Source organism: Ferrovibrio sp. (assembly GCF_017994015.1).
In the GTDB taxonomy this organism is placed as follows: domain Bacteria; phylum Pseudomonadota; class Alphaproteobacteria; order Ferrovibrionales; family Ferrovibrionaceae; genus Ferrovibrio.
Genome location: NZ_JAGOLP010000002.1, coordinates 48394 through 75210 on the forward strand (window position 1 = coordinate 48394; position 26817 = coordinate 75210).

General features: G+C 65.0%; 25 protein-coding genes and 1 tRNA gene. 14 read left to right on the forward strand and 12 right to left on the reverse strand.

The window, feature by feature from the left end:
* Positions 1 to 52: 52 nt before the first annotated feature.
* Both KBB36_RS01945 and KBB36_RS01950 read right to left on the reverse strand, forming a co-directional pair.
* Positions 53 to 1777, reverse strand: a complete 1725-nt coding sequence (locus KBB36_RS01945; protein WP_290976104.1) for a cation:proton antiporter — start codon at positions 1775 to 1777, stop codon at positions 53 to 55.
* A gap of 54 nt (positions 1778 to 1831) precedes the next feature.
* Positions 1832 to 2443: a GNAT family N-acetyltransferase gene (locus tag KBB36_RS01950; RefSeq protein WP_290976106.1), complete on the reverse strand. Its 612-nt coding sequence runs from the start codon at positions 2441 to 2443 to the stop codon at positions 1832 to 1834.
* Between the two features lie 74 nt (positions 2444 to 2517).
* Between KBB36_RS01950 and KBB36_RS01955 the strand changes: the two genes are divergently transcribed.
* From KBB36_RS01955 to KBB36_RS01985, 7 genes are all read left to right on the forward strand, one after another.
* A complete protein-coding gene (locus KBB36_RS01955) occupies positions 2518 to 3441 on the forward strand; it encodes a LysR family transcriptional regulator (RefSeq protein WP_290976109.1) in 924 nt (307 codons plus the stop codon).
* Between the two features lie 9 nt (positions 3442 to 3450).
* Positions 3451 to 3828, forward strand: coding sequence for a LysR family transcriptional regulator (locus tag KBB36_RS01960; protein WP_290976112.1), 378 nt, complete (start codon positions 3451 to 3453; stop codon positions 3826 to 3828).
* 71 nt (positions 3829 to 3899) lie between these two features.
* The gene (modA, locus tag KBB36_RS01965) at positions 3900 to 4682 is read left to right on the forward strand and encodes a molybdate ABC transporter substrate-binding protein (protein ID WP_290976115.1); all 783 of its coding nucleotides are present in this window, start codon (positions 3900 to 3902) and stop codon (positions 4680 to 4682) included.
* A complete protein-coding gene (gene modB / locus KBB36_RS01970) occupies positions 4678 to 5391 on the forward strand; it encodes a molybdate ABC transporter permease subunit (RefSeq protein ID WP_290976581.1) in 714 nt (237 codons plus the stop codon). The genes modA and modB overlap by 5 nt, the downstream gene beginning before the upstream one ends.
* Positions 5388 to 6506, forward strand: coding sequence for a molybdenum ABC transporter ATP-binding protein (modC, locus tag KBB36_RS01975; RefSeq protein WP_290976117.1), 1119 nt, complete (start codon positions 5388 to 5390; stop codon positions 6504 to 6506). Before modB ends, modC begins: the two co-directional genes overlap by 4 nt.
* A gap of 66 nt (positions 6507 to 6572) precedes the next feature.
* Positions 6573 to 6809 carry a type II toxin-antitoxin system Phd/YefM family antitoxin gene (locus tag KBB36_RS01980; protein WP_290976119.1) on the forward strand — a complete coding sequence of 79 codons (237 nt, stop codon included), beginning with the start codon at positions 6573 to 6575 and terminating at the stop codon, positions 6807 to 6809.
* A gap of 3 nt (positions 6810 to 6812) precedes the next feature.
* A complete protein-coding gene (locus KBB36_RS01985) occupies positions 6813 to 7232 on the forward strand; it encodes a type II toxin-antitoxin system VapC family toxin (protein WP_290976122.1) in 420 nt (139 codons plus the stop codon).
* A 13-nt stretch (positions 7233 to 7245) separates the two neighbouring features.
* Here the strand turns inward: KBB36_RS01985 and KBB36_RS01990 are convergent, their stop codons facing one another.
* Positions 7246 to 7719 (reverse strand): PAS domain-containing protein, encoded by a 474-nt coding sequence (locus tag KBB36_RS01990; RefSeq protein WP_290976124.1) that lies wholly within the window; start codon positions 7717 to 7719, stop codon positions 7246 to 7248.
* A 179-nt stretch (positions 7720 to 7898) separates the two neighbouring features.
* Between KBB36_RS01990 and KBB36_RS01995 the strand changes: the two genes are divergently transcribed.
* The 3 genes from KBB36_RS01995 to KBB36_RS02005 all read left to right on the forward strand — a co-directional run bounded on the left by KBB36_RS01995 (position 7899) and on the right by KBB36_RS02005 (position 11544).
* Positions 7899 to 8372, forward strand: a complete 474-nt coding sequence (locus KBB36_RS01995; RefSeq protein ID WP_290976127.1) for a PaaI family thioesterase — start codon at positions 7899 to 7901, stop codon at positions 8370 to 8372.
* Positions 8369 to 11302 carry a helicase-related protein gene (locus KBB36_RS02000; protein ID WP_290976130.1) on the forward strand — a complete coding sequence of 978 codons (2934 nt, stop codon included), beginning with the start codon at positions 8369 to 8371 and terminating at the stop codon, positions 11300 to 11302. Before KBB36_RS01995 ends, KBB36_RS02000 begins: the two co-directional genes overlap by 4 nt.
* Positions 11303 to 11467: 165 nt before the next feature.
* Positions 11468 to 11544: transfer RNA gene (locus tag KBB36_RS02005), tRNA-Arg, on the forward strand.
* A 73-nt stretch (positions 11545 to 11617) separates the two neighbouring features.
* Here the strand turns inward: KBB36_RS02005 and KBB36_RS02010 are convergent.
* The 8 genes from KBB36_RS02010 to KBB36_RS02045 all read right to left on the reverse strand — a co-directional run bounded on the left by KBB36_RS02010 (position 11618) and on the right by KBB36_RS02045 (position 20278).
* Positions 11618 to 12373, reverse strand: a complete 756-nt coding sequence (locus KBB36_RS02010; protein ID WP_290976132.1) for a hypothetical protein — start codon at positions 12371 to 12373, stop codon at positions 11618 to 11620.
* Positions 12374 to 12415: 42 nt separating this feature from the next.
* On the reverse strand, positions 12416 to 13198 hold the full coding sequence (locus KBB36_RS02015) for a response regulator transcription factor (protein WP_290976135.1): 783 nt from the start codon (positions 13196 to 13198) through the stop codon (positions 12416 to 12418).
* A gap of 87 nt (positions 13199 to 13285) precedes the next feature.
* Positions 13286 to 14524, reverse strand: coding sequence for a pentapeptide repeat-containing protein (locus KBB36_RS02020; RefSeq protein ID WP_290976138.1), 1239 nt, complete (start codon positions 14522 to 14524; stop codon positions 13286 to 13288).
* Positions 14525 to 14659: 135 nt separating this feature from the next.
* On the reverse strand, positions 14660 to 16165 hold the full coding sequence (locus KBB36_RS02025; RefSeq protein WP_290976140.1) for a sensor histidine kinase: 1506 nt from the start codon (positions 16163 to 16165) through the stop codon (positions 14660 to 14662).
* The gene (locus KBB36_RS02030; protein ID WP_290976145.1) at positions 16162 to 17586 is read right to left on the reverse strand and encodes a hypothetical protein; all 1425 of its coding nucleotides are present in this window, start codon (positions 17584 to 17586) and stop codon (positions 16162 to 16164) included. Before KBB36_RS02030 ends, KBB36_RS02025 begins: the two co-directional genes overlap by 4 nt.
* Positions 17576 to 19057 (reverse strand): HAMP domain-containing sensor histidine kinase, encoded by a 1482-nt coding sequence (locus KBB36_RS02035; RefSeq protein WP_290976148.1) that lies wholly within the window; start codon positions 19055 to 19057, stop codon positions 17576 to 17578. Before KBB36_RS02035 ends, KBB36_RS02030 begins: the two co-directional genes overlap by 11 nt.
* A gap of 28 nt (positions 19058 to 19085) precedes the next feature.
* On the reverse strand, positions 19086 to 19904 hold the full coding sequence (locus KBB36_RS02040) for an enoyl-CoA hydratase/isomerase family protein (RefSeq protein WP_290976151.1): 819 nt from the start codon (positions 19902 to 19904) through the stop codon (positions 19086 to 19088).
* An 11-nt stretch (positions 19905 to 19915) separates the two neighbouring features.
* Positions 19916 to 20278 (reverse strand): carboxymuconolactone decarboxylase family protein, encoded by a 363-nt coding sequence (locus KBB36_RS02045; protein WP_290976583.1) that lies wholly within the window; start codon positions 20276 to 20278, stop codon positions 19916 to 19918.
* A gap of 141 nt (positions 20279 to 20419) precedes the next feature.
* Between KBB36_RS02045 and KBB36_RS02050 the strand changes: the two genes are divergently transcribed.
* Positions 20420 to 20938 (forward strand): TIGR00645 family protein, encoded by a 519-nt coding sequence (locus KBB36_RS02050; RefSeq protein ID WP_290976154.1) that lies wholly within the window; start codon positions 20420 to 20422, stop codon positions 20936 to 20938.
* A 4-nt stretch (positions 20939 to 20942) separates the two neighbouring features.
* On the forward strand, positions 20943 to 22169 hold the full coding sequence (locus tag KBB36_RS02055; protein WP_290976157.1) for a hypothetical protein: 1227 nt from the start codon (positions 20943 to 20945) through the stop codon (positions 22167 to 22169).
* 133 nt (positions 22170 to 22302) lie between these two features.
* Here KBB36_RS02055 and KBB36_RS02060 read toward each other — a convergent pair whose 3' ends face one another.
* Entirely contained in the window at positions 22303 to 24477 is a 2175-nt protein-coding gene (locus KBB36_RS02060; protein ID WP_290976160.1) for a methyl-accepting chemotaxis protein, read from the reverse strand.
* Positions 24478 to 24780: 303 nt separating this feature from the next.
* On the opposite strand from KBB36_RS02060, the gene fabI reads away from it, so the two are divergent.
* Positions 24781 to 25641 (forward strand): enoyl-ACP reductase FabI, encoded by an 861-nt coding sequence (fabI, locus tag KBB36_RS02065; protein WP_290976162.1) that lies wholly within the window; start codon positions 24781 to 24783, stop codon positions 25639 to 25641.
* Entirely contained in the window at positions 25641 to 26753 is a 1113-nt protein-coding gene (gene aroC, locus KBB36_RS02070; protein WP_290976165.1) for a chorismate synthase, read from the forward strand. Before fabI ends, aroC begins: the two co-directional genes overlap by 1 nt.
* Positions 26754 to 26817 lie beyond the last annotated feature (64 nt).

A 26817-nucleotide genomic window follows, 5' to 3' on the forward strand; every position in this document is an offset into this window, starting at 1 on the left:
CAGTATGACCGGCTTTAGGCGGCTGTCAAATGCGCGTTAGATTTAGCATATACTACAGCCCCTCGCGGGCGCGGCTGATACGATGCGCCACCGCATCATCCGGCAGGCCGATGCGGTGCAGCAGGCGGGCACCCAGTTGCAGGCTGGCCTCCACTGTCTCCACCACCACTTCGGCGGCGCCGAGCCGGGCCAGCCGTTCGGCATGGGCGGCATCGCGGGCGCGGGCCTGAATCGGCAATTCCGGGCAGGCCAGCCGCGCCGCCGCCACGATCCGCTCGGCCGCCGCCGGGTCGTCCAGTGTCACCACCAGGGCCTGGGCGCGGTGCAGGCCGATCCGGTGCAGCAATTCCGGCCGCGCCGCATTGCCAAAAAATACCGGCTGCCCGGCCTGGCGGAACTGCGCCACCACATCCGGGTTCATGTCGAGCGCGATATAGGCCAAGCCCTCGGCATCCAGCAGATGCCCCAGGCTCTGCCCAACCCGGCCATAGCCGGCGAGGATGATATGGCCTTCCGAACCGGTCAAGCCAGCCAGACCCGCGGCGCCCTGGCGCCGGGCCTGAACACCTTCCAGCCGGCGCGCCAGGCGGCGCCCCAGGGCGGCCAGCAACGGTGTCGCCATCATCGACAGGCCGGTGACCAGCAGCATGAATTGCGCCACATCCGGCGGCATCAGACCAAAACTCTGTGCCAGCGCCACCACCACAAAGGCGAATTCGCCGGCCTGGCCGAGCAGCAAAGCCAGTTCCGCCGCCACCGCCCGGCCAAGCCGGAATAGCAGCGCCAGCAGACCAATCAGCGCCCCCTTGAGCACAAACAGGCCCAGCACCGATGCCAGCAGCAGCGCGGCTTGGTCGGCCAGCACGGCCAGATCGATGCTCATGCCCACCGAGAGGAAAAACAGCCCGAGCAGCAGGCCCTTGAATGGCTCGATACTGTCCTCGATGGCATGGCGGTATTCGGTTTCGGCCAGCATCAGCCCGGCCAGGAAGGCACCCAGCGCCATCGACAGGCCGGCGGCGCCGGTGATCAGCGCCGCGCCCAGCACGGTGAGCAGGATCATCGCCATGAACAATTCCGGCAGCTTGGCGGCGCCGGCGCGATGGAACAGCGGCCGCAGCAGGAAACGCCCGGCCAGCGCAATCAGCGCCAAGGTGCCGGCCGCCTTGGCCAGGGTGAGCAGGATCAGCCAGGGCAATTCGCCCTGCGCCACGCCGCCGCCCAGCACACCAAGCAGCAGCAGGATCGGCACCACAGCAAGATCCTGAAACAGCAGGATGGCAAAGGCGGCGCGGCCCAGCGGCGTGGCCTGACGCCGGCTTTCGGCCAGCAATTGCATGCCGATGGCGGTGGAGGACAAGGCCAGGCAGGCGCCGAGCAAAACCGCCACGCCGGGCGGGTTGCCGAAACCCCAGGCAACCGCGCCGATGGCCCCGGCAGTGAGCAGCACCTGCGCCAAGCCCAGGCCGAAGACCAACCGCCGCATCGCCCAGAGCCGGCCCAGCGACAATTCCAGGCCGATGACAAAGAGCAGGAAAATCACGCCGAATTCGGCCAGGCCCTGCACGGCGGCGTGATCCGTGATGCTGATATGCAGCAGCCAGGGCCAGGTTTCCGCCAGCCGGCCAAAACCCTGCGGCCCGATCAGGATGCCGGCGAACAGGAAACCCAGCACCGGGCTGACCCGCCAGCGATGAAATAGCGGCACCACGATCCCGGCGGTGGCCAGGAAAACAATCGGCTCGCGCAGATGGGAAAGAATGGCGGCATGTTCCATGCCGCGAGCATGGCGAAGCGCCGCTCACGGAGCAAGATGCAGGCGGCTGGCAACTTACGGCAGGCTGTCGGTGCCGCTGCCGAGACTACGCTGCATCAGCAGGGTATCGCGCCAGCCGCCCTGCTTGAGGCCGACACCTTCCAGGTTGCCGACCAGGCGGAAGCCGCAGCGATGATGCAGTGCCAGCGAGGCAGTATTACCCAGGCCGTTGCCGATGATGGCTATCATCTGGCGCCACGGTCCGGCTTCGCAAAGCCGGATCAGCTCGTTGAGCAAGGCGCTGCCGATGCCGCAGCCGGCCAGGCCGGGGGCGACATAGACCGAATTCTCCACCGTGAAGCGATAGGCCGAACGCGGCCGGTAGCTGGTGGCATAGGCATAACCCAGCACGGCAGCGCCGCTGCCGGCCTCAGTGCAGGCAACGATATAGGGCAAACCGGCCGCCAGCACGGCGGCATGGCGGCGCTGCATCTCGGCCAGGTCGGGCGCTTCCTCCTCAAAACTGGCCAGGCCATGCTGCACATGATGCGCATAGATTGCCTGCACCAGCGGCAAGTCGGCGGGGCTGGCCTGGCGCAGATGCACCGGGCTTTTCAGGAGGGGGCTGTTCAGAGGCGGGCTGCGGTGATCGTTCACGGGTTCAAGGCGGGGGGCGGTGTTTGACATGGGGCCAGCATGGCTGGATTCAATTCATAAATAAAATTTTGCTTCCTTATGCAAAGCATGAGAAATTCTTTGCCATGCGCGGCCTCAACCTGGACCATCTGCAAGCCTTCGCCGACATTGTTGCCCTGGGCAGTTTTTCGGCTGCGGCAGCGCGCCGCAACCTGACGCAGCCGGCGATCAGCCTGCAATTGCGGCAACTGGAAAACCGCCTCGGCGTGCGGCTGATTGAGCGGGTGGGCAAGCGCGCCATGCCGACCCAGGCCGGCCAGACCCTGTTGCAGCATGCCGGCCGCATCGAGGCGGTGGTGGATGCCGCGCTGGCGGATCTGGCGCAGCATGCCAGCAAGGTGATCGGCCGGGTGCGGATCGGCTCGGGCGCCACCGCCTGCATTTATCTGCTGCCGCCTTTGTTGCGTGAATTGCGCCAGCGTTTCCCGGGCCTGGAGCTGACGGTGAATACCGGCAATACCGACGACATGCTGCGCGCCGTGGCCGAAAACCGGCTTGACCTGGCGCTGGTGACGTTGCCGCCCGGGCGGGCCGGGGTGACCAAGCTGGGCCGCGCCTTTGTGGTTGAGCCCTTGCTAAGCGATGAGTTTGTGGCCGTTGGCCCCTTTGTTCCGGCTGATGCGGGCGGCAAGGCCGCCCTTGCCTGGCCCAAGGCCGTGACGCCGCAATGGCTCGCCGGCCAGCCGCTGGTGCTATACGAAAGCGGCGCCAATACCCGCGGCCTGGTGGATGCCTGGTTCGGTGCCGCCGGCCTGGCGCCGCGCCCGGCGATGGAACTGGGCAGCGTGGAGGCGATCAAACAACTGGTAGGCGCCGGCCTTGGCCTCACCATCCTGCCCAGCATGGCGTTGCCGGATAAGGACGGCAATCTGAGCCAGCATTCGCTGGCGCCACGCCTGAGCCGGCGCCTGGCGCTGGTTCTGCGGCGCGACAAGCCGTTGCAGCGTGGCCTGCGTGAGACAGTGGCGGCATTGCGGCGGCTGGCTTAGATTTTGGCCATGACGCGCAAAAACTCTCCGCCGCCTACAATACCGGCCCTACGCCTGCGCGTGGTGCTGGCGCCCGAGGTTTTCCTCGGCCCGGGCAAGGCAGACCTGTTGCAAGGCATCGCCGAAACCGGCTCGATCTCGGCTGCCGGCCGCCGCCTCGGCATGAGCTACAAACGCGCCTGGCTATTGGTGGAAACCCTGAACGGCTATTTCCATGAACCCTTGGTGCTGGCCGCCACCGGCGGCAAGGCCGGCGGCGGGGCGCAGCTGACCAAACTGGGCGCGGACGTGCTGGCGCGCTATCGCCGCATGGCAACGGCCTGCGAAGCGGCCTGTGCAGCCGATATCGCCGCCTTGCGCAAATGGCGCGGCAAAGCCCCGAAATAGCTGAATGACTATAACGCTTGTGCAATGCCGCCAGGCTACGTTATGGTCATACAGACATAACGGAGGCCATCATGCGCCGCGCGCTTCAGCTGTTTTGCTGCCTGTTCCTGCTCTGCACCGGCTTTGGCGCCAGCGCCCGCGCCCAGGATCTGCTGGTCTTCGCCGCTGCCTCGCTGAAAACCGCGCTGGATGAAATTCATGCCGGCCAGCCCCAAGGTCTGGCGATCAAGGTCGCCTATGCCGCTTCCTCGGCACTGGCGCGGCAGATCGAAGCCGGCGCCCCGGCGGATATTTTCATCTCGGCCGACCTGGACTGGATGGATTATGTGCAGCAGCGCAACCTGCTGCGCCCGGGCAGCCGCAGCAACCTGCTGGGCAATCGCCTGTCGCTGGTGGCCCCGGTCGACAGCAAGGCCACCATCCATTTGCAGCCCGGCGCCGATCTGGCAGCATTATTGGGCAAGGATGGCCGGCTGGCGATGGGCGACGTGAACGCCGTGCCGGCCGGCAAATACGGCAAGGCGGCGTTGCAGGCATTGAATATCTGGCCGCAGCTTTCCGGCCGCATCGCCCAGGCCGAAAATGTGCGTGCCGCGCTGGCCCTGGTGGCGCGTGGCGAGGCGCCGCTCGGCATTGTCTACCGCACCGATGCGGCCAACGATGCGAAGCTGCGTGTGCTGGCCGACTTTCCGGAAAACAGCCATCCGCCGATCATCTATCCGGCTGCGGTGGTGGCCACATCAAAACATCCGCAGGCAGCGGCCTATCTGGCCCGGCTACGTGAACCGTCGGCGGCGGCGATCCTGACCAAGTTTGGCTTTGCGCTGCTGCCAGCCGACGCCAAGATCAATTGACGTGAGCTTCGCCAACCTGGCATTGACGCCGGAAGAAACCACCGCGCTGCTGCTCAGCCTGCGGGTGGCCGGCCTTGCCACCCTGGCCAGCATTCCGTTTGGCCTGCTGGCGGCCTGGCTGCTGGCGCGCAAACAATTTGCCGGCAAGGCTCTGCTGGACGCGCTGATCCATCTGCCGCTGATCCTGCCGCCGGTGGTGACCGGCTATCTGCTCCTGCTGCTCTTTGGCCGCAGGGGACCGCTGGGCGCCTGGCTGGCGGAAAATCTGGGCATCGTGTTTGCTTTCCGCTGGACCGGCGCGGCCCTGGCCTGCGCCGTGATGGGGTTTCCGCTGATGGTGCAGGCTTTCCGGCTGGCCTTGCTCTCGGTTGACCGCAAGCTGGAACAGGCCGCCAGCACCTTGGGCGCCAGCCCGGTGGTGGTTTTTGTCACCGTCACCCTGCCGCTGATGCTGCCCGGTCTGCTGGCCGGCATCGTTTTGTCCTATGCGCGCGCGGTTGGCGAATTCGGCGCCACGATCACTTTTGTCTCGAATATTCCGGGCGAGACCCAGACCCTGCCGGTAGCGATTCACGTATTCCTGCAACAGCCTGATGGCGATGCGGCGGCAATCAGGCTGGTGGTGATTTCGATTTTGCTGGCCTTTGCCGCCTTGATAACCAGCGAAATCCTGTCGCGCCGCGCCGCAAAACTGGTGAGCGGGCAATGAGCCTGGATGTCGATATCCGCCACCAGCAGGGCGATTTCACCCTGGAAGCGCAATTTCAATGCGGCCCGGGCGTTACCGCGCTATTTGGCCGTTCCGGCGCTGGCAAGACCACGCTGGTGAATCTGATCGCCGGGCTTTTGCGACCGCAGCAGGGCCGCATCGTGGTAGATGGCCGTGTGCTGGTGGATAGCGAGAAACGGATTTTCCTGCCGCCGCATAAACGCCGCATCGGCTATGTGTTTCAGGAGGCGCGGCTGCTGCCGCATCTCGATGTACGGCGCAACCTGCTCTATGGCCGCTGGCTGAATGGCGGCGGCAATGATGGCTTTGCGCATACCGTGGCGTTGCTCGGGCTGGAGGATTTGTTGCAGCGCCGGCCCGGCACATTATCCGGCGGCGAGAAACAGCGTGTTGCCATCGGCCGCGCCCTGCTGGCCCGCCCCAGCCTGCTGTTGCTGGATGAACCGCTGGCTTCGCTGGATGCGGCGCGCAAGGAGGAAATCCTGCCCTATCTGGAACGGCTGCGCGATGAATTGCATATCCCGATTGTGCATGTGAGCCACGCCTTGCCGGAAGTGACGCGGCTGGCCACCCATGTGGTGCTGCTCTCGCAGGGCCGGGTGGAAGCAGTGGGGAGCGTGGCCGAACTGGCGGCGCGGCTGGATCTTTATCCGCTGACCGGGCGTTACGAAGCCGGTGCCGTGCTGGCTGCTGAATTGCTGGCGCATGATGCTGCGCATGGTTTGAGCGAATTACACAGCCCGGCCGGCCGGCTGCTGGTGCCGCAGCTTGATCTGCCGCCCGGCGCCCGGCTGAATATCCGCATCCGCGCCCGCGACGTGACGCTGTTTCTGGCCCCGCCCGAAGGCAGCAGTGCCTTGAATGTGTTGCGCGGCCGGGTGAGCGAAATCGCCCGGCGCGACGGCGCGGCGGTGGATGTGAAACTGGATTGCGGCACGGATCAGAACAGCCCCGGCGCCGTCCTCATCGCCCGCATCACGGCCTTATCGGCCGAGCGGCTGCGCCTGGCGCCGGGCATGCAGCTTTATGCCGCAATCAAGACCGTGGCGATGGATCGCCGCGGCATCACCGGGCTGGGGCCGCCAGCGTTATAATCTCTGTACAGGATGGCCGATCCGGATATTATGGTCAGAATTATGGTCATATTTCTGGAGCCTGTGATGGGTGTTTATGGCGTGGCCGATGCAAAAGCCCAATTGAGCGACCTGATCGAACGCAGCCTGCGCGGCGAAGAGGTGGTGATTACGCGCCACGGCAAGCCGGCAGTGCGATTGCTGCCGGCCGAGCACCGCGCACCGGTGGATATCGCCGCGCTGCGCACGGCTCTGGCGCGCCAGCCGAAATTGAAGCGCTCCATGGTGCAGGATATCGTGGCAGAGCGGCGTAAATCACGCTGACCCGTGTTTTACCTGGATACCAGCTTCATCGCCCCGGCTTTTGTGCATGAAGCACAATCGGAAGCCTGTCTCGACTGGCTGGCCGCCAAAGCCGCCGGCAGCCTCTATGCCAGCGCCTGGGTACAGACCGAATTTGCCAGTGCCGTGGCCCGCAAGCGGCGCCAGCGCGAGATCAGGCCGAGCCATGCGGCAGCGGCGCTGACGGGCTTCAACGACTGGCTGGGCAATAGCTGCGTGTTGCTGCCGGTGGAAGTAATCGACTTTGAGCGCGCTGCCGCGATGATCGGACAACCGGGCGTTAGCCTGCGCGCCGGCGACGCCCTGCATCTTGCCGTGGTGGAGCGCGGCCATCTGGCATTAAAAAGCTACGATAGCGGCCTGTTGCGCGCCGCCAAGGCCCTCGGCATCAGCATTGCGGATTGATGGCATCACGCTCCTATAATTCTCGCCCGCGCCAGTCGAAGAACACGGTGAGGCCGAGCACCACATCCACCATCACACCATCATCGGCCAGCGGCAAAAAAAGCCGTTCCAACGAAAACACCCGCGTCTCATGCGGCAAATAAGCCTGGCCACGAAACCAGATCGGCTGCCGTTCGGCCACCAGATGGCGCAATTGCAACAAGGGCGGCGCATCAGCGGCGATGAAAGTTTCAACAAAATCGCCCGGCGCCGCCAGGATGCCCATACGCCGCATGGCGCCGCCCACCAGGCGCATGCGAAAACGCGGCGGCCGATCCACCACATCCATCAGCCAGACATTCTCCAGCAATTTCGGAATCCGCAGCGGATCAATCTGGCGCCGCCCGGGTAACAGGCCGGCAGCCGGCGCGCATTCACGCCAATAGGCATGCAGCAGCCGGATTTTCGGGTGTGCATCCTCGGGCAGCAGGAAAGTGGCATCAGGCATGGGCATTCTTGCCATGGCGGCGAGGGCGCCACTCTAGCGCGGTTTCCGATTTGGAAAAACCACCAGAAAACCGTATTTTTTCAATGCACTACGCGCGCAGGGATTGCAACCCCCCGAGGCTTTCCGAGCCAGCGCCGGAACCGTACACTTAGCCGGTCGCCCGTATCCGGAGTGCGTAAATGGCCGCCGTGCCGCATATCGATGCCGCGCTGGAAGCCTGGAAAATCACCCAGGCGCGTCAGTTGATCGAGACCGTGTCGTTTCATCGCTGGGCCGGATTGCGCCTGCAGGAACTGGCCCCCGGCCTGTGCCGGCTGGGTTTCCAGGCCGGCGGCGACCTGATCGTGATCGGCGGCTATGTGCATGGCGGCATCCTCAATGGCCTGCTGGAACCCGCCGCCTATGGTGCGCTGATCACCGCGCTACAGCCCGGCGAACATGCCGTGACGGTGGATATCCATGTGCAGCATCTGCGTTCGGTGCCGGCCGCCGCCGAAGCGGTGCTGACCGGCCGCATGATCAGGCGCGGCAAGGCCCTGGGCTTCCTGGAAGCCGATTGCCATGTGGATGGTCAGCTTTGCACCCAGGCCCGCATCACCAAGGCGATCAGCGCCGCCAACCCGCCAGGCAGCGGAGGCAAGGCAGCGGCGTGAATGCCCAGGCGCCAATACGCGGCATAACAGGCCGGCAGGAAAGCAGCCAAGCGGCGGGCCATGCTGCCGACGGCCGTGTGCTCTGCGTGCTGGGGCCGACCAATACCGGCAAGACGCATCTGGCGGTGGAGCGCCTGCTGGGCCACAAAAGCGGCATCATCGGCCTGCCTTTGCGCCTGCTGGCGCGTGAGATTTACGACCGCGCCGTGGCGCTGAAAGGCCCGGGCCGGGTGGCTTTGGTCACCGGCGAGGAAAAGATCATCCCGCCCAATGCCGCCTGGTTTGTCTGCACCGTGGAGGCGATGCCGCTGGAACGCGGCTATGATTTCCTCTGCGTCGACGAAATCCAGCTTTGCGGCGATGCCGAGCGCGGCCATATCTTCACCGAACGGCTACTGCATGCGCGCGGCCAGCAGGAAACCATGTTTCTGGGCGCCGATACCATGCGGGCGCTGATCCGCCGCCTGGTGCCGCAGGCCGAATTTATCGCCCGGCCACGGCTTTCGGCGCTGGAATATGCCGGGCCGAAAAAACTCTCGCGCCTGCCGCCACGCTCGGCGGTGGTGGCTTTCTCGGCCAGCGATGTTTATGCCATCGCCGAATTGCTGCGGCGCCAGCGCGGCGGCGCGGCGGTGGTGCTAGGGGCGCTCAGCCCGCGCGCCCGCAACGCCCAGGTGGCGATGTTCCAGAACCGCGAAGTGGACGTGATGGTGGCCACCGATGCCATCGGCATGGGCCTCAATCTTGATATCGAGCATATGGCCTTTGCCGAAACCAGCAAGTTTGATGGCATTTCGATCCGGCCGCTGACACCTTCCGAACTGGGCCAGATTGCCGGCCGCGCCGGGCGGCATATGCGCAACGGCACCTTCGGCACCACCAACAACCCCTATGGCGGCGACAATCCGCAGCTAGACCCGGATATCATCGAGAAAATCGAAAACCACCGCTTTGACCCGATCCGGCAGGCACGCTGGCGCAATGCGGCGCTGGATTATCGCAGCCCGCAAGCCCTGCTGCGCAGCCTGGAAACGCCGGCGCCGCGCGACGGCCTGATGCGCGCCCGCGATGCCGATGATTACCTGGCGCTGAAAGCCCTGATGCAGGATGCCGACACCTTGCACCGCGCCCAGGGCCGCGACCGCATCGGCCTGCTGTGGCAGGTGTGTGAAATCCCCGATTTCCGCAAAAGCCTGCATGATGGCCATATCCGCCTGCTGAGCCAGATCTACCGCCATCTCTGCGACCGCGATGGCCGCCTGCCAAGCGACTGGGTGGCCGGCCAGCTGGCCCGCATCGACCGCAGCGACGGCGATATCGACACGCTGTCGAACCGCCTGGCGCATATCCGCACCTGGACCTATGTCGCCAATCGCGGCCAGGCGGCAACCGGCAAATCGGCTGGCTGGCTTGACGACGCGGCACTTTGGCAGGAAAAGACACGGGCAATCGAGGATCGCCTGTCTGACGCCCTGCATGAGCGGCTGACCCAGCGCTTTGTTGATCGCCGCGCCACGGTGCTGACCCGGCACCTGCGTGATTTCAAAACACTTGATATTCGTATCGCAGAGGATGACGCGCTCATGGTTGAAGGCGAGAGCATCGGCAGGATCGTCGGTTTGCGCTTTGCCCCGGACGGGCACGAGACCAGCGAGGAACAGCGCGCCCTGCGCGCCGCCGCGCATCGGGCGCTCGGCCCGGCCCTGGAGGAACGCGCGCGCGAAATCCTTGGCCTGGGCGATGAGCGTTTTGGCCTGTCGCCGGACGGCGCGATCATCCTCAAGGACGATCCGATCCATGCCCATGGCACACCGCTGGCCAAACTGGCCAAGGGGCCGATGCCGTTGGAGCCGAAACTTGTGCTGCTGGCCGATGAAGCGCTGCCGGCGGAGCATCGCCGTGCCGTGGAAGACCGCCTGCAACGCTGGCTGGATGCGCATCTGCGCCTGCATTTAGGCGACCTCTACCGCCTGCGCGATGCCGATCTGAAGGGCGCTGCGCGTGGCCTGGCCTTCCAGCTTGCCACCGATTTCGGCACCGTTCTCCGCGAGGATGTGAACGATCTTTTGCGCGCCATGGACCAGGCGGCGCGGCATCCCTTGCGCCGCTTCGGCGTCACGTTTGGCGAGATGCATATCTTCCTGCCCAAGCTGCTCAAGCCGAAGCCGAGCCAGCTCAAGACCCTGCTGTTTTCGATCAACAATGAACGCACGCCGCTGGCGCCGCCGCCGCCCGGCCTGACCTCGCTCGACATCCTGGAACCGCGCCCGGAACGCTGGTGGCTTGCCGCCGGCTTCCTCAAGGTGGAGAACCGCGCCTACCGGCTCGATATCGTGCAGCGCATCGCCGAGGGCGCGCGCAAGGCCGAGCATGAGGCCAAGCATCCGCCGGCCCTGTTCTCGATCTCGCCAGTGACCCCGGCGGCGCCTGTGACACCGGCAGCGCCCGTGACCCCGGCAGACCCGGCTGCCGCGGCTGAAATCACTGCCGAGCAGGCGACCGAAACTTTGGCCACCGAGGAAGCCGAGGCGCCCGGTGAAGTGGCTTTGGAAGCCGTGGTGGAAGCCGAAGCCCAGGCTGAGGCTGCAACCGAAGCCCCGGCTGAGACCCCGGCCGAAACTGCCAAGCCGGCCCAGGGCCAGGCCCAGGCACGCCGCAAGCCGCGCCAGGATGGGTCTTTCCCGCCGGCAGTGGAATGGATGAACCTGGCCGGCTGCGGCCCGGAGCAGATCCGCCTGCTGCTGATCAAGCTGGGCTATCGCCCGGTGCAGCGCAGCCTGGAGGAAGGCCAGCCGGCGATCGAGATGTTTGTGCGCTCGGGCAAGGCGATCCAGGCCAAGCGCCAGCGCGAGCAGGAAAAGCGCCAGCGCGAAGCCGAAATCATCAAGGACAGCCCCTTCGCCGCCCTGGCCAAGCTGAAGCAGCGGTAGGCGCAGGCCGCACCCGTCCGCTCCATTCCGTCGTCACCCCCGGGCTTGACCCGGGGGTCTTTCACTGCCTGACCGAGATGCCCGGGTCTGCGCCCGGGCATGACGACGTGAAAAAGTGTCGCCGCATTGCCTCAGCCGTCAGGGCGCGGTAGGTTCCGCGCCAACGTCTCCGTAGCTCAGCTGGATAGAGCGGCTGCGTCCTAAGCAGCGGGTCGGGAGTTCGAATCTCTCCGGGGACGCCATTTCCACATCTCACAGCAAATCATGTTTCCATCAGGCGTTTGATGGTTTGCATCGGCATTCAAACCGCTTGCTTCACGCCTCGTTATAGGCGCGGCGCACACCCTCCGGCACCAGCCTTGGATCAATGTCGATTTCGTTGAGATGGCGGCGGTAGAGCTGCTTCACTTCATCCACTGTTGCGGCCTCGGCGAGCCAGCCATGATTATGGCCGGAACCCGTATTTGAACCAAACGCCGCCACAACGGCAGACACTGCCGCATCGACCTGGCGATTGCCTTCCAGCGAGACCGGGCCGGCATAGCTGAAAGCGGCCACCGCCTTGAGGCCGCAAAAGCTGTAGCGTTTGCGCGGCTCAAGCGGGGTTTTCCAATCATTGATGCGGCTGGTCTTGAGCCGTGCCGTTTCACCCTGTTCCTGATACAGCCAGGCCACCTGGCGCCAGCGCCGATTGGCCGGGCTATCCAGATTGCGGCTGGGCGGATGGCGCAGATCGTCGTAATCCGGCCGTGCCGCAAGCTGCGCCGGCACACCATCCGGGGCTTTGCCAACCAAAGCGGAAATCAACGGCACCGCTGCGGCGGCGCTGAGCCGGTAGACCTCGGCGCCACCATGAGCAAGCTGGGCATTATATGGCCGCAAAGCCGCCTTGATGCGGGTTTCGACCGGCGTGGCATCGTCAAACAGCCAGATTGCGTGGCAAGCTATGGTCGCCGGTGAATAGCTGCTGGCATGGCGCAGGCAATCAAGCGCTGCCGCATCACGGCAACGCCCGATCTTGACCCGATCCGGGAAGCGACTTTCGGTGAAGAGATACAGCGAGCGGCTCATCGGCGGGCGGCGCATCGCAGCGGCCCATACGGGCCGACTGCCTCAGCTTTCCTTCACCAATACCGGGGCCGAGAAGCTGTAGCCGATGCCGTAGACCATCTTGATCGGGGCTTCGCCGCCGCTGGTTTCCTCGATCTTGCGGCGCAGGCGGCGCACCAGGGCATCAATCGAGCGGTCTTCGGCGCGCAAGGAGGGACGCGACAGCACACGGGCGATTTCATCGCGCGGGCAGGGCTTGCCGGCGCGTTCCACCAGGGCGGAGAGAAACGCCACTTCGCTGCCGGTGAGGCGGATCACGGCGCCATTGGGCGCCAGCAACTGCCATTGCATCGGCTGGAAGGCCCAGCCCGGCTCGGATGCAGCGGGCGCGGCCTGGGCGGAGGGGGCGGCTGGGGCGGCATCCGCTTCGTTTGCGCCAGCAGCGGCAGCAGCAGCGTCGTTACCGCGATTCTGCTCCAGCCGGCGCAACACCGAGCGGATCGTGGCCTCGATCTCGCGCAAGCTGGCATGTTTCACCAGATAGGCATCGGCGCCGCTTTCCAGCCCCTCCACCCGATCATCGGCGCCGCTGCGCATGGTGAGCATGACAATGCCGCAATCGGATTGCCGGCGCAGCTCGCGCGCCAGGTCAAAGCCATTGCCATCCGGCAGGTTGACATCCAGCAGCACCAGATCGGGCGCGCCATGCCAGGCGATATGGTTGCGGAAACCATAGGCATCGCCCAGGCCGGTGACGCTGTAGCCATGGGCGAGCAGGAAATCCACCAGATCAACCCGCAAGGATGGTTCGTCTTCAACAACGAGCACCTTTGTGGGATCGGTCACGGCATTGCCTTCGGCGCGGGGAAGCATTGGGTCAGTATAAGAAAAAATCCGGGTCCGTCGACTACCTGCGGCATGTCTAAACGAGACTTAAATATCGCAACCCGCGGTATTGGCGCCAACCGCCTGCAAGCCATCCCGGCGGGCATCGCCAAAGCGCGAGCCGCGCAGGTCGGATTCGTTGAGATTGACCCGGCTGAGATTGGCCGGCCAGGTGCGGCCGGTATATTTGCCGGCCGGATCGCGCAGCGGCACCGAGAGGAAACGCGCGCCGCGCGCCTTGCAGCGCAGCAGCACCGCCCCGGCCAGATTGGCGCCATCCAGCACCGAGCCATCGAGATAGGCGCCGGTCAGGTCAGCATCCGACAGGTCTGCCAGGGTGAGATCGGCTTCCGACAGCACGGCATTACGCAGATCGGCGCCGCGCAGCATGGCGGCACGCAGGTCGGAAGCGGATAGATCAAGCCCGATCAGCGAGCGGCCGCCGAGATCAAGCCGGGTGCCGCCGCTGCCATTGGTGTTGATCCACAGGCTGTGTTCATCAATCAGCGGGACCAGCCAGTCGGGCAGGTCGGCGCTGTTGCGGCGGCGGATCGCGCCGCTGAGATCGGCACCGGCAAAATCGGCGCGCGCCAGATCAACATTGCGCAGATTGGCGCCGGTCAGGTCGGCGCCAACAAATTTGGCACCGTTGATCTGGGCGCCGATCAGTGTGACTTCACGCAGCCGGGCGCCGGAAAAATCCGCCCCGGTCAGGTCAGCGCCGGCCAGGTTGACGGCAAACATGTTGGCGCGGGCAAAATTCGCCCCCTTGGCGGAAGACAGCTTCAATGTCGAATTGCTCAGATCGGCGCCGGAGAAATCGGCACGGTCGATCGAGACATTCGACAGGTTGGTGGCGCGCTCTTCCTTTTCCTCGCGGCCGTTCGTCCATTTCACCACCTGGCCGGGGCGCAGATCGGCATCGCGTAGCACGGCATCATTCAGCTTGGCATGGGCCAGATTGGCGCCGCGCAGATCGGCACGCATGAAACTGGCGCCGCACAGGTCGGCATTGGAAAAATCCACGCCAAACAGGTCGGCGGCATCACAGCGTGCGCCACGCAGCATGGCATCGGTGATGGTGCAGCCGGTCAGCACCGCGCCGCGCAGATCCAGATTCAGCCCGCCCAGGCCGGAAATATCCAGCGTGCGCATGATCAGGCGCTGGCCATTGGGCAGGTTGGAGGTGAAGCGGGCATGCAAAGCCGCCGCCTTGAGAAACACGCGCAAATTCGGATTCAGGCTTTGCGGCGCTGCTTCGCCCAAGGATTCCTGCCCGATGGCCATAAATCGAACCAGCTTTCTCGCGAACTGCGTGTATTGAAAATGGCATCGATTCCAATGCCATAGCCGATTCAATATTCAAAATTGAAATCTATGCGGCAAGTATTATTCAATTGTGACACTGCTTTTATTGCCGGCTTATTTACTGGCGGCGGCGGGATTTGTCGGGATTTGTAGCAATTGGTCAGAATGCGCCAGCGGCAGGCGTAATTCGACGCGCGTCCCGGCACCCGCCTCACTAAACAACTTGAAATTGCCGCCCTGGGCTTCGATCAGGCGCCGCGCCGCATAGAGCCCAAAGCCGGTGCCCTTGGCGATGCCGGCATTGCTGGCCCGGAAAAACCGGCTGCCGATCTGCGCCAGTTCGGCCGGCGGGATGCCGATGCCCTGATCCGCGATGCAGAGCAAAGCCATATCCGCCTCGCGGTCCAGGCGCAGCAGCACCACACCATCCGGGGCGGAATATTTCAGCGCATTGTCGATCAGGTTGGCACAGATCGCGCCAAGCCATTCGGCATCGCCCAATGCTGCGATGGGCTGGGCTGCGATAGGCCGGGCTGCGATAGGCTGGGCTGCTGCATCCGGCAGTTCAAAACGCAGCCTGGCCGCTTCGCCCGCCGGCAATTCGGCTTGCAGACCTTGCAACAGCGGCAGCAGCAGAACCGGCTCGCGGCGACCGGCTTTCAGCCCGGCCTCAAGCTGTTCGGTGGCCAGGAAGGTTTCCAAAAGCCGGCGCAACCGGCGGCCGGCAGCGCGGATCGCCGCCAGCCGCTGGGCGATGGCCAGAGGCGCGCCGGGCAGCAGGGTTTCCAGCATCTCGGCGGCGCGGTCGATCACCGCCACCGGGGTGCGGAAATCATGCCCCACCATATCGATGAACAGGCGCTGGTCGCGCCGCATGGCGCTTTCCTGGTCCAGCGCCGTGCTGAGCTGTTCCTGCAATCGGCGGCGCGCTTCCACTTCCTCTGCCAGGGCGCGGTTGCGCTCGGTCAGTTCGGCCAGCAGGCGGCTGCCGACCAGCGCCACCAGGGCGATGAAATGCAGCCCGACATAAAGAATGGTGCCGAGAAACCACATGATCTGCGCCGCATCCTCGGCCAGATAATAATCCCGTGGCGGCGCCAGCCCGGCCTCTGCCGCGCGCAGCAGCGACGACAAACCATGCGCCAGGTTGAGCCCGACCAGAAACCAGCGCAGCAGCGGCGGCGCGCCCTTGGCGCCGATCATGTTCAGCCCGGTGGCAGTGGCCAGCACACCAACGATGAAGGAAAATGCCATGATGCGCAGCGACACGTCATCCGGTGCCAGCAGCAGCATGGCCGGCCAGATCGCGGCGGTGAACAGCACCATCAGCCAGGCCAGCCAGCGCTGGGGCGGGCGGCCGGTGAATTGCGCCAAGCCCACCATTACCACGGCATAGCCGACCATGATCAGCAGATTGGCGCAGCTGATCACCAGCACAGGCGGCAGGAAGGCGCGCATCGGATGCAGCGTGGTACCCAACGCCGCCGCCACCGAGCCCAGCATGATGTTGCGGATGCCGGGCAGGGCGCGTAGCCCGCGATGCAGCGCCACCCAACCGGCTGCCTGGATGCCAAGCTGGATCAGCAGCAGGAAATTCAGCGTCAGCAGGTCCACTTTCATGGCGCCACCATGCCGACCGCCTCGGCCAGCGGCAGCCGCAGCAAGGCCAGCCGCCCCGGCAGCGCGCCGAGCAGCAGAGCACCGCCCTGCGCCTCCAGCAAGCGCCGCGCCGTGGCACGCCCCAGCGTATCATCATCCGCCGCCACCGTCTGGCGCCAGGCACTGCCCAGCAGGGTCAGTTCGGCACGGCCCGGCCGCGGCTCCAGCCGCAGCACGATACCGGCCGCATCCGTTCCAGCCGCCTCAGCCCCCGACACCTCAGCCCCTGGTGCCGGCAGCGCGGCATCCAGCAAACAGGCCAGGGCGATGCGCAGCAGATCAGGATCGCCACGCACCAGGCAGGCCGGCGCCAATTGCAGATCCACCCGGGCGCGCTGGCAGGGATCGAGCCGGTTATGCAGATCCTGCAACAAAGCCACCAGGTCCACCACCTCGCGCCGTGCATCGCCCAGGCCACTTTGCAGCCGTTCCTGCGCCAGGAAGGCATCAATCATCAGGCGCAGCCGCTGGCCTTCGCTGCGCAGGTCGGCCACTTCCCGCAACGCTGCCTGATAGGGCGCAGCCTTCCTGCCTTCCAGGCTGATCGCCACCATCTCGGCGGCGCGGTCGATAATCGCCAGCGGGGTGCGGAATTCATGCCCCACCATGTCAAGGAAATGGCGCTGTTCGCGCCGCGCCGCACTTTCCTCGGCCAAGGCCGCCGCCAGTTCGGCCTGCAGCTTTTGGCGCTGATCGGCCTCACGCAGCAGCATCTCATTCTGCTGCACCTGTGCATAGGCCAGCCGGCTGCCCAGCAGGGCTATGATGCCGATAAAGAAGAAGGCGGCATAAAGGATGAATTCCAGATAGAAGATATTGCTGGCCGAGGCCGGCAACACGCCCCGGCCGGTCAGCACATGCTGCGCGCCATCCAGCAGGCGCAAGGCGGCGACGGCGGCATGGATCAGGTTCAGCGCCGTCACCAGGCCCCGGATCACCTGCGGCACCTGCCGCGCCGCCCAGGCTTCGCGGGCGCAGAGCAGGGCATAACCCAGGCCCGGCACCGCGCCCAGCAAGGCGATCCAGCCGGGATGGCCCGGCACCAGCAGCACATAGGCCGGCCACATCACCAGGTTGACGCCATACAGCACAAGCCCGGCGCGCAGCGGCAAAGGCCGTTCCACCATCTGCGCCAGCGCCAGCAGGGTCAGCAGCAGGCCGCCAACGCTGAAGTAATTCGCCACCACCTCGCTGATCCAGGGATTGACCTGGCCGCGCTGCGACACCAGCAGCAAACCGGGCACAAACATCAACGCGGCAATACAGGCGGTGCGCACCCCGGCGGTGTGTGGCTGGCTGCGCCAGATCAGCAGCCAGCCGATGCCCTGCAACAGCAGCACTGTGGCCAGCACCACGGCTAGGGTGCGCTGATCAAGAAACACCCGGCGCCTCCTTAACCAGCGCCTCGCCCAGCGGCAGCAGCACCTTGAAACTGCTGCCCCGGCCGGGCTGGCTATCCACCGTGAAACGCCCGCCATGAAACTGGATCAGTCGTCCGGCACTGAACAGACCCAGGCCGGTGCCCGGCACGGCGGCGGTATTGCCGGCGCGGAAAAAGCGCTGCCCGATGGCGCCCAGATCACGTTCCGGAATGCCGATGCCGCGATCCGTCACCGTCACCACCGCCTCATCACCCACCCGCGCCAGCGTCACCTGCACCGGCGCTTCAGGGGCGGAATATTTCAGCGCATTATCCAGCAGATTGCCAAACACCACTGCCAGCATCGCGGCATCGCCACGCGCCATCACCGGGGCATCCGGGGCAGTGAATTGCAGCCGCCATTCGGCACCCGGCCGCGCCCCGGGCCGCGCCTGCTCCTGCAACAATTCAGCCAGCAGCGCCTTCAGGTCCACCGGTTCCTGCCGCATCTCGGCCATGCCGCCCTGGATGCGGCGATCCAGCAGAAACGTGTCGATCAGCAGCCGCAGCCGGCTTGCCGCGCCGCCAATCGCATCCAGCCTGGGCGCAGCGCTGTCACACAAGGGCGGCGGCAACCCGCGCAGCCGCTCGACGCGCTGGCCGATGGACCGCAGCGGCACGTCAAAATCAGCCGAAATCCGATTGATAAAAAGCTGCTGTTCCTGCCGCATGGCGGCTTCCTGATCCAGCGCCGTGCGGAGCTGCATTTGCAGCAGCCGCTGGGTGCCGATCACTTCGCCCAGGGCGGCATTCTGGCGTTCCACATCGCGCATCAGCCGGGCGCCGAGCAACACCGCAAAGCAGACCGTGAAAGCCACCACCGAGACAATATTCTCCAATGCCCAGATTGTGTTGAGCAAGTTGCGGCTGAAATAGGCATCGCCGGCCGGAATATACAGGCCGGAAATGCCGCGCAACACCACCGCCGCCATATGCAGCGCCACTACAATGGCAAAGGTCCAGCGTTGCAGGCGCGGCAGGGTATCGGCGCGCAGCAGCAGCCACAGCATGACGATGAACTGCACCATCACGATCACGGCATAAACAGTGACACGCAAGCCGATATTCTGCGGCACCAGCAGCAGCGCCAGCGGCCAGAACACCGTCGCCAGGATGATTGTGGCATAAATCAGCAGCCGCACCCGCCGCCGGGTCCAATCCAGCAGATCGGCGATGGAGAGCGCCATCAGGCCCTGGCCGACAATGACGATGACATTGGCCAGCACCACCGAAAGCCAATCGTCGATCAGGCCGCGCAGCGACAGCAGCAGCAGGCCAAGGCCAACCAGCAAGCAGCCAAAGGCCCAATACGGCACGCCGGGCAGCCGCGTGCCGGGAATGAACGACTGCCCGCGCCACACGATCAGCAAAGCCACGCCCAGCGCCAGGGTGAGCGCGAAGGTGACAATCAGCAGGGTGCGGATATCGAGCAATGCAATCTCCAGCCGCGCCCGGGCCGGCCTATAAAGGCACGGTCTTGGCGAAATCCGGTGGCCGTTTCTCACGATGCGAGGCCACACCTTCGCGCAGGTCAGGCCCGTTGAAGCCCAGCATCTCCAGCGCCAGCGAGGCATCGAAGGTCGGCCCGGCCTGGCGCAGCCAGTTATTGAGTGCGTATTTGCTCCAGCGGATCGCGGTGGGCGAACCGGCAGCCAGACGTTGCGCCACTTCCAATGCCTTGGGGAACAAATCCGCCTCGTCAACACAGAGCGAGACAAGGCCGATCCGCTCGGCTTCCTCGCCGCTCACCGGCTCGCACAGCAGCAGATGATATTTCGCCTTCGCCATACCGCAGAGCAACGGCCAGATAATGGCGGCATGGTCGCCGGCCGCCACGCCAAGCCGGGTATGGCCATCGATAATGCGGGCGGTCTTGGCGGCGATGGAGATATCCGCCAGCAGACCGGCCACCAGGCCGGCGCCCACTGCCGGACCATGCATGGCGGACACAATCGGCTTTGAGCAGTTGATCACGTTGTAGACCAGGTCGCGGGCTTCCTTCCACACCCGGGTCAGGGCATTGAAATCACCCGCCATACTTTCCACCAGCGAAAAATCGCCGCCGGCCGAAAAGCCCTTGCCCTCGCCGCGCAGGATCACCGCCGCCACATCCGGATCGGCATCGATATCGCGCCACACTTCGGCCAGTTCACGATGCATGACATGGTCGGTGGTGGGCAGCCGGCCTTCCTTGCCGGCCATCACCACTTCCAGCACACGCTCGGCCGGGCGATTGAAGCGCAGGCTGCTATAGCTGGCGTAACGATCTGGCTGTTGCATTTGCGCCGCCCTCAGCCGGCGGCCTTGGTGGCCTGATGCGCGCGGCCCTGGCCCACCGCATCCATCACCCGGGCGGAATAGACCAAAGCCGAGCCGGCATTGACCGAAATCGCCACGCCCAGCGCCTCGGCGATTTCGGCATCCGTTGCGCCGGCCTTGAGCGCCGCTGCGCTATGCACCGCAATGCAGCCATCGCAGCGCGTGGTGACCGCCACGGCCAGCGCAATCAATTCGCGCACCTTATCGCCGAGCGGGCCGACCTGCTTGCCGGCACCGCTCAGCGCCCGGTAGCCGGCGATCATGTCGGGGTTGAGCTGGGTCAGATTGCCGACCGCCTGGGCCAGTTCCTTCCGGTAGACATTCCAATCTTCCATGCTCATGGTTGCTGCTCCGTGCTTTGTTTATCGCTGTTACGCTGCATACTGGCGCAGCTTGCCGGCTGGGTCCAGCACTGGCCGGTTTGGCCGGCTTTCGCTATGCTGTGGCCTGGTTCTCCCCCCGCCCGGAAAGTTTTCATGGAACACTTGGTCGAAAAGATCATCTTCGGCAGCCGCTGGTTGATGGCGCCGTTTTATCTCGGCCTGGCCTTCTGCCTGGTGCTGCTGCTGGTCAAGTTCGGCCAGGAATTGCTGCATGTCACCCCGGCGGTGCTCACCATGTCGGAATCCGATGTGGTGCTGTCGATCCTGGCGCTGATTGACCTGTCGCTGGCCGGCAATCTTTTGCTGCTGGTGATCTTCTCGGGCTATGAGAATTTTGTTTCCAAGATCGATGTGGCCGACCACAAGGACCGCCCGGAATGGATGGGCAAGGTGGATTTCTCCGGCCTCAAGCTCAAGCTGCTGGCTTCCATCGTGGCGATTTCAGCGATCCAGTTGCTGCGCGCCTTCATGAACATCAAATCCATTGATCATATTGAACTGGCCTGGCTGGTCGGCATCCATATGGCATTTGTGGTATCCGGCGTGCTGCTGGCCTGGATGGATCGGCTGACCGAAAATGGTCACAAGGCCAGCTACAAGGCTGATAGCTGATCCCATGACCCGGCTGGCGGCGGCAGCATGGCTGTTTCTGCTGGCCGGCTGTGCCGCCGCCCCGCCCGCGCCGGCTGATCTGCCCTGGCGCGACAGCCCGGATGCCGTGGTGCGACTGCATCGCGGCGGCGTGCCGCATACCGACCGCCTTGGCCTGACACGCCACAGCCTGGACCCGGCGCGCTCGCTGCTGCCGCTGGTGCTGGACAATGCCATGGTGGATTACCAGCGCGGCCTGCGCTTCGGTTTTGCCGCAGCCGCCAATGCCGGCTTCAATGCCGTGGCGCCCTGGGCCGAGCAGCCGCGAGACGCGGTGCTGGAAGCCGCTGCCGGCGCCCGCCTGCTGGCGGTGATGCCGGCGCGCAAAGCGGATGCCGAGGACAGCGATGACGCGGCGGACAACTCGGCCTGGTTTGATCCTGCCGGCATCCGGCTGGCGCGCGCCTTGCCATTCCGCGATCCCGGCCCGGCCGATCTGCGCCCGGCTTCCACCGCAGCGGCCGAAGCCGGCTTGCGCGCGCTGCGCCAGATGCTGGCCGAACAGGCCGGCCAGACACGGCCCTTGCCGGTCTGGGCCATGCTGCAAGTTTTTGGCACCCTGGATAATACGGCTGCGCCCGACGAGCGGCGCCGCCTGCCCAGCCCGGCCGAGGCGCGTGCCTTGGCCTATGGCGCCCTGGCCGAAGGCGCCAGCGGGCTGGTCTGGTTCGCCGAGGATAGTTATGCCGGGCGCAGCAGCGGCGCCATCGGCATCGCCCCGGTGCCGGTGCTAGATTACGGCATCCAGGTTTTTGACGGCCACCGCCGCGACGACATGAAAGCCACGCCCGGCGCCATCGCTGCCGCAGCCGGGCTGTGGCAGGCCGTGGCACGGCTGAACCGCGAGATCGACCGGCTGGCCCCGGCGCTGCTCAGCCCAACCGCAGCCTTTGACTATCAGGTGCGGCTGCTGGCGCTGGAACCCGGCGCCGCTTCCTTGCTGGCCACCGCCGAAGCCGATGCCTCGGCGCCTTTGCGCCTGCTGCTGAAAAGTTTTGATGGCCGCTTCACCCTGCTGGCAGTGAACCTGACGCCGCAACGCTGGCGCCTGGCGGTCAGCCTGCCGCAGCCCATGCGCCGCATCGAGCGCTGGTTTGACACCGATGCGCCGCCGGCCTTGCTGGCCGGCGGCAGCGGCTTCGAGGAGGATTTCCCGCCCCATGCCGTGCGCATCTACCGGCTGACGCCGTAAGAGCAAAAGCCGTCATGGTCGGCGCAGGCCGACCATCCACGAGTACTTTTCTAAGGCGGTAAAAAACGTGGATGGTACGCCTTCGCGTACCATGACCCGTTTTTGCGGGCTGACTTTCTCCGACCTTGACCTTCTACCGGGCGAAATAGGTGCGGATTTCCTCGGCCGTGTCGGCATCGGCGCAGGTGTAGCGCACGCCGGCATAGTTGCCATCAATGCGCACCACCTGGGCCTCGGCGGCAAAGCGGAATACCTGGGCCGGCGTATTCACCACCACGGTGAGCGACAGGCTGGCACCGAGTTTCGGCATCTGCCGGCAGGGGCCGAACATCAGGCCGATGCGGCTCCAGTTGCGCAAAGGCAATTGCTCGCCGTTATAGATCACATGATCAGCCGCCGTGGTTTCCATGCGGCGCGCGGTGCGCTGCTCGAAGCTCTGCTGCGCCAGCTTGAAGAAGCCGACCAGTTCGGTCAGTTCCTGCGCCTGGTTAGCCAGCGCCTGGGCCGAGGCATGGGTCTGTTCCACCAGCGCCGCATTACGCTGGGTGATCTCGTCCATGTTGCTTACCGCCTTGTTCACCTCATCCAGGCCACGCGATTGCTCGCCGCTGGCCGAGGCGATCTCGGCCACGATGCTGGTGACTTTCTGCACCGCGCCGACAATATCCTCCAGCGCCCCGCCGGCCTGGCTGGCCAGTTCGGCACCGGTGCGCACCTGGGCATTGGAAGCCGAAATCTGGCTCTTGATATCCTTCGAGGCATTGGCGGAACGCTGCGCCAGGGCGCGCACTTCCTGCGCCACAACCGCAAAGCCCTTGCCGGCTTCGCCGGCGCGCGCCGCCTCGACCGAGGCATTCAGCGCCAGCAGATTGGTCTGGAAGGCAATCTCGTCGATCAGCGTCACAATATCGGAAATCTTGCGCGCGCCATCCTCGATCTTGTCCATGGCGCCAACCACATTACCCACCACCTGGCCGCCACGCTGCGCGGTCTGCCGCGCCTCGGCCGCGAGCCGGTCGGCAGCCAGGGCATTATCGGCATTCTGGCGCACCGTGGAGGTGACCTGATGCATCGCTGCGGCGGTTTCCTCCAGCGTCGCGGCCTGGCTTTCGGTGCGCCCGGCCAGGTCTTCCGAACCGGCCGAGATATCCGCCGCCGCATCGCGCAGCTGATTGGCTGAAGCGGCCAGGCGGCGGGCAAATTCGCTCAAACGCTCGGCCATGCTGTTGGCGGAATCCTTCAATTCACCATAGACACCGCGATAATCACCGCGGATACGGCGCGTCACTTCACCATCGGCCAGGGCGTGCATCACCTCGGCCAATTCGCCGGTAACACCCTGCAAGGTGGCGGTGAGGCCATTGAGCTGGCGGCTGACGGTAAGCTGGAAACCTTCCTTGTCGCCCTCCTCGATGCGGCGATCAAGCCGGCCCTGCGACACGGCTTCCACCAGTTCGGCGATCTGCGCCGCCGCATGGGCCTCGCGCTGCTCGCGCAGCGCCCGGGCCGCCTCGCGTTCCTGCCGCGCGGCTTCCGCCTCCTGCTGTAAACGCTCGTTTTCCAGGCCATTATGCTTGAACACCTCGACCGAGCGGGCGATGGCGCCGATTTCGTCGCGCTTGGCGGTATACGGCACCAGGGTCTGCCATTGCCGTTCAGCCAGTTTGAGGATGGCGCCGGTCAGGTCACGCAACGGCTTGGCGACGCTGCGCGCCAGCAAAAAGCCGAACAGCACCAGCACCAGGCTGTTGATGGTGACGCCAATAATGGCATCGCGCAGCGAGGCGGCGGCATCGGCCTCCACATCGTCGATATAGATGCCAGTGCCGATCACCCAGCCCCAGGGCGCATAGCCTTTCACATAGGAGATTTTCGGCACCGGCTTGTCATGGCCCGGCTTGGGCCACAGGTAATCCACAAATCCGGCGCCTTCGCTGCGCACCACCCGGGTGAATTCAACAAACAGGCGCTTGCCATTGGGATCGGCATTAGCCGACACATCCTTGCCGACAAGCTGCTTGGCAAACGGGTGCATCAGCAGCACCGGGGCCATGTCGTTGACCCAGAAATATTCGTTCTTCTCGTAGCGCAGGGCTTCAAGCTGGGCCAGGGCAGCCAACTTGGCATCGGCTTCGCTCATTTTGCCGGCGGCAACCTGGCGCGCATGGCTTTCCACGATGCCATGCGCCACTTCCACCAGATGGCGCAGGTCGCTGCGGCGTTCCTGGATGACATGCTGGCGCTGGTCAGCCTCATCGAGCAGCATCTGCGTCACCAGACTGGCAATCGCCACGCCTATGATGGCCATGATCCGCACCATCACCGGAATACCAAAACCTGCCTTCACGACTACCCCCAGGAAGATAAAGAGAGGCGAGTATAGATGCCCGCCGGATTCGCGCCGGATGCGATAAATGCACAAAGCGGCTGTGCAACCAATCGGCTTCCGGATGAATTTTTGCTAACAGGGCTATAGCTTGGGCCGGTCGCCAGGGAATTGACCTGTATCAAGCCGGATGCTTGGCGCGGCGGGCGGTTTTCGGCTATTGTCGCCTGCCCGGCGCCCCGGATTGGCGCGATTTGTTCTTTTTTGCCAGATTGAGGAAGCTCCATGCCGCAGCCGCAAGCCCCGTATGCCGGTAACCTGATGCAGGGCCGTCGCGGTCTGATCATGGGCGTGGCCAATGACCGCTCGCTGGCCTGGGGCATTGCCAAGGCGGTGGCCGCCCAGGGCGCCGAACTGGCCTTCACCTATCAGGGCGATGCGCTGAAAAAGCGCGTTGAACCGCTGGCGGCGCAGATCGGCGCCAAGCTGGTGATGGAATGTGATGTCACCAATGCCGCGTCGATGGATGCGGTTTTTGAAACCCTGGGCCGCGAATGGGGCAAGCTCGACTTCCTGGTGCATGCCATCGCCTATGCCGACAAGGAAGAGCTGAAGGGTCGGTATGTCGACACCTCGCCGGAGAATTTTGCCCTCAGCATGAATGTGAGCTGCTATTCCTTCACGGCTTTGATGGCGCGCGCCGAAAAGCTGATGAGCGAAGGCGGTGCGGCGGTGACGCTGACCTATTTCGGCGCCGAGCGGGTGATGCCGCATTACAATGTGATGGGCGTGGCCAAGGCGGCTTTGGAAGCCAGCGTGCGCTATCTGGCCGCCGATCTCGGCCCGCGCGGCATCCGCGTCAACGCCATCTCGGCCGGCCCGATCAAGACCCTGGCCGCCAGCGGCATCGGCGATTTCCGCTATATCCTGAAGTGGAATGAACTGAACGCGCCGCTGCGCCGCAATGTCACCATCGAGGAAGTGGGCGGCGCCGGCCTCTATCTGCTCAGCCCGCTGGGCGGCGGTGTCACCGGCGAAGTGCATCATGTCGATAGCGGCTATCACAGCGTCGGCATGGTGGCGGTGGACCAGGCCCCGGCGGTGGCCGAATTGCTGCAAAGCCTCGGCGGCAAGAAAGCGGACTGATGTCGGATAACAGCTTCGGCCGGCTCTTCCGCGTCACCACCTGGGGCGAGAGCCATGGCCCCGCTTTGGGCTGTGTGATTGACGGCACGCCGCCGGGCATTCCGCTTGCCGAAGCCGATATCCAGCATTGGCTGGATCAGCGCAAACCCGGCACCTCGCGTTTTGTCACCCAGCGGCGCGAGCCGGATGAAGTGAAGATCCTGTCCGGCATCTTCGAAGGCGTCACCACCGGCACGCCGATCTCGCTGCTGATCGAAAACCAGGATCAGCGCAGCAAGGATTACGGCGAGATCAAGGACAAGTTCCGCCCCGGCCATGCCGATTACACCTATTGGAAAAAATACGGCGTGCGGGATTATCGCGGCGGCGGCCGCTCCTCGGCGCGTGAAACCGCCGCCCGGGTCGCTGCCGGCGCGGTGGCGCGCAAGGTGCTGGCCCATATCCTGGGCCAGGGCGTGATGCTGCGCGGCGCCCTGGTGCGCATTGGCGAGCTGGAGATCAACCGTGCCAACTGGCGCTGGGACAGTGTGACACAGAATCCGTTCTGGTGCCCCGATCCAGAGGCGGCGATGCAGTGGGAGGATTATCTCGACGGCATCCGCAAAAACGGCTCCAGCGTCGGCGCCGTGGTGGAATTGGTGGCCAGCGGCATCCCGGCCGGTCTGGGTGCGCCGATCTATGGCAAGCTGGATGCCGACCTGGCGGCTGCGATGATGAGCATCAATGCCGTGAAGGGCGTCGAGATCGGCGCCGGCATGGCTGCCGCGCAACTGACCGGCGAGCAGAATGCTGATGAAATGCGCCTTGGCGCCGATGGCCAGCCACATTTCAATGCCAATCATGCCGGCGGCATCCTGGGCGGCATTTCCTCGGGCCAGGATATTGTGGTGCGTTTCGCGGTGAAGCCGACCTCCTCAATCCTCAATCCACGCGCCACGATCGACCGCTTCGGCCAGGAAACCGAGATTCTGACCAAGGGCCGCCATGACCCCTGCGTCGGCATCCGCGCCGTGCCGGTGGGCGAGGCGATGCTGGCCTGCGTGCTCGCCGATCACCTGCTGCGCCATCGCGGCCAGGTCGGCGGCTTCCGCGACGGGTTCGATAAGACCTGAACTGCCCGCCGCTTCCGCGCGCAGCGGAAAGATTCTAGGCTTGCCGGATTCCAGGAGGAGACCG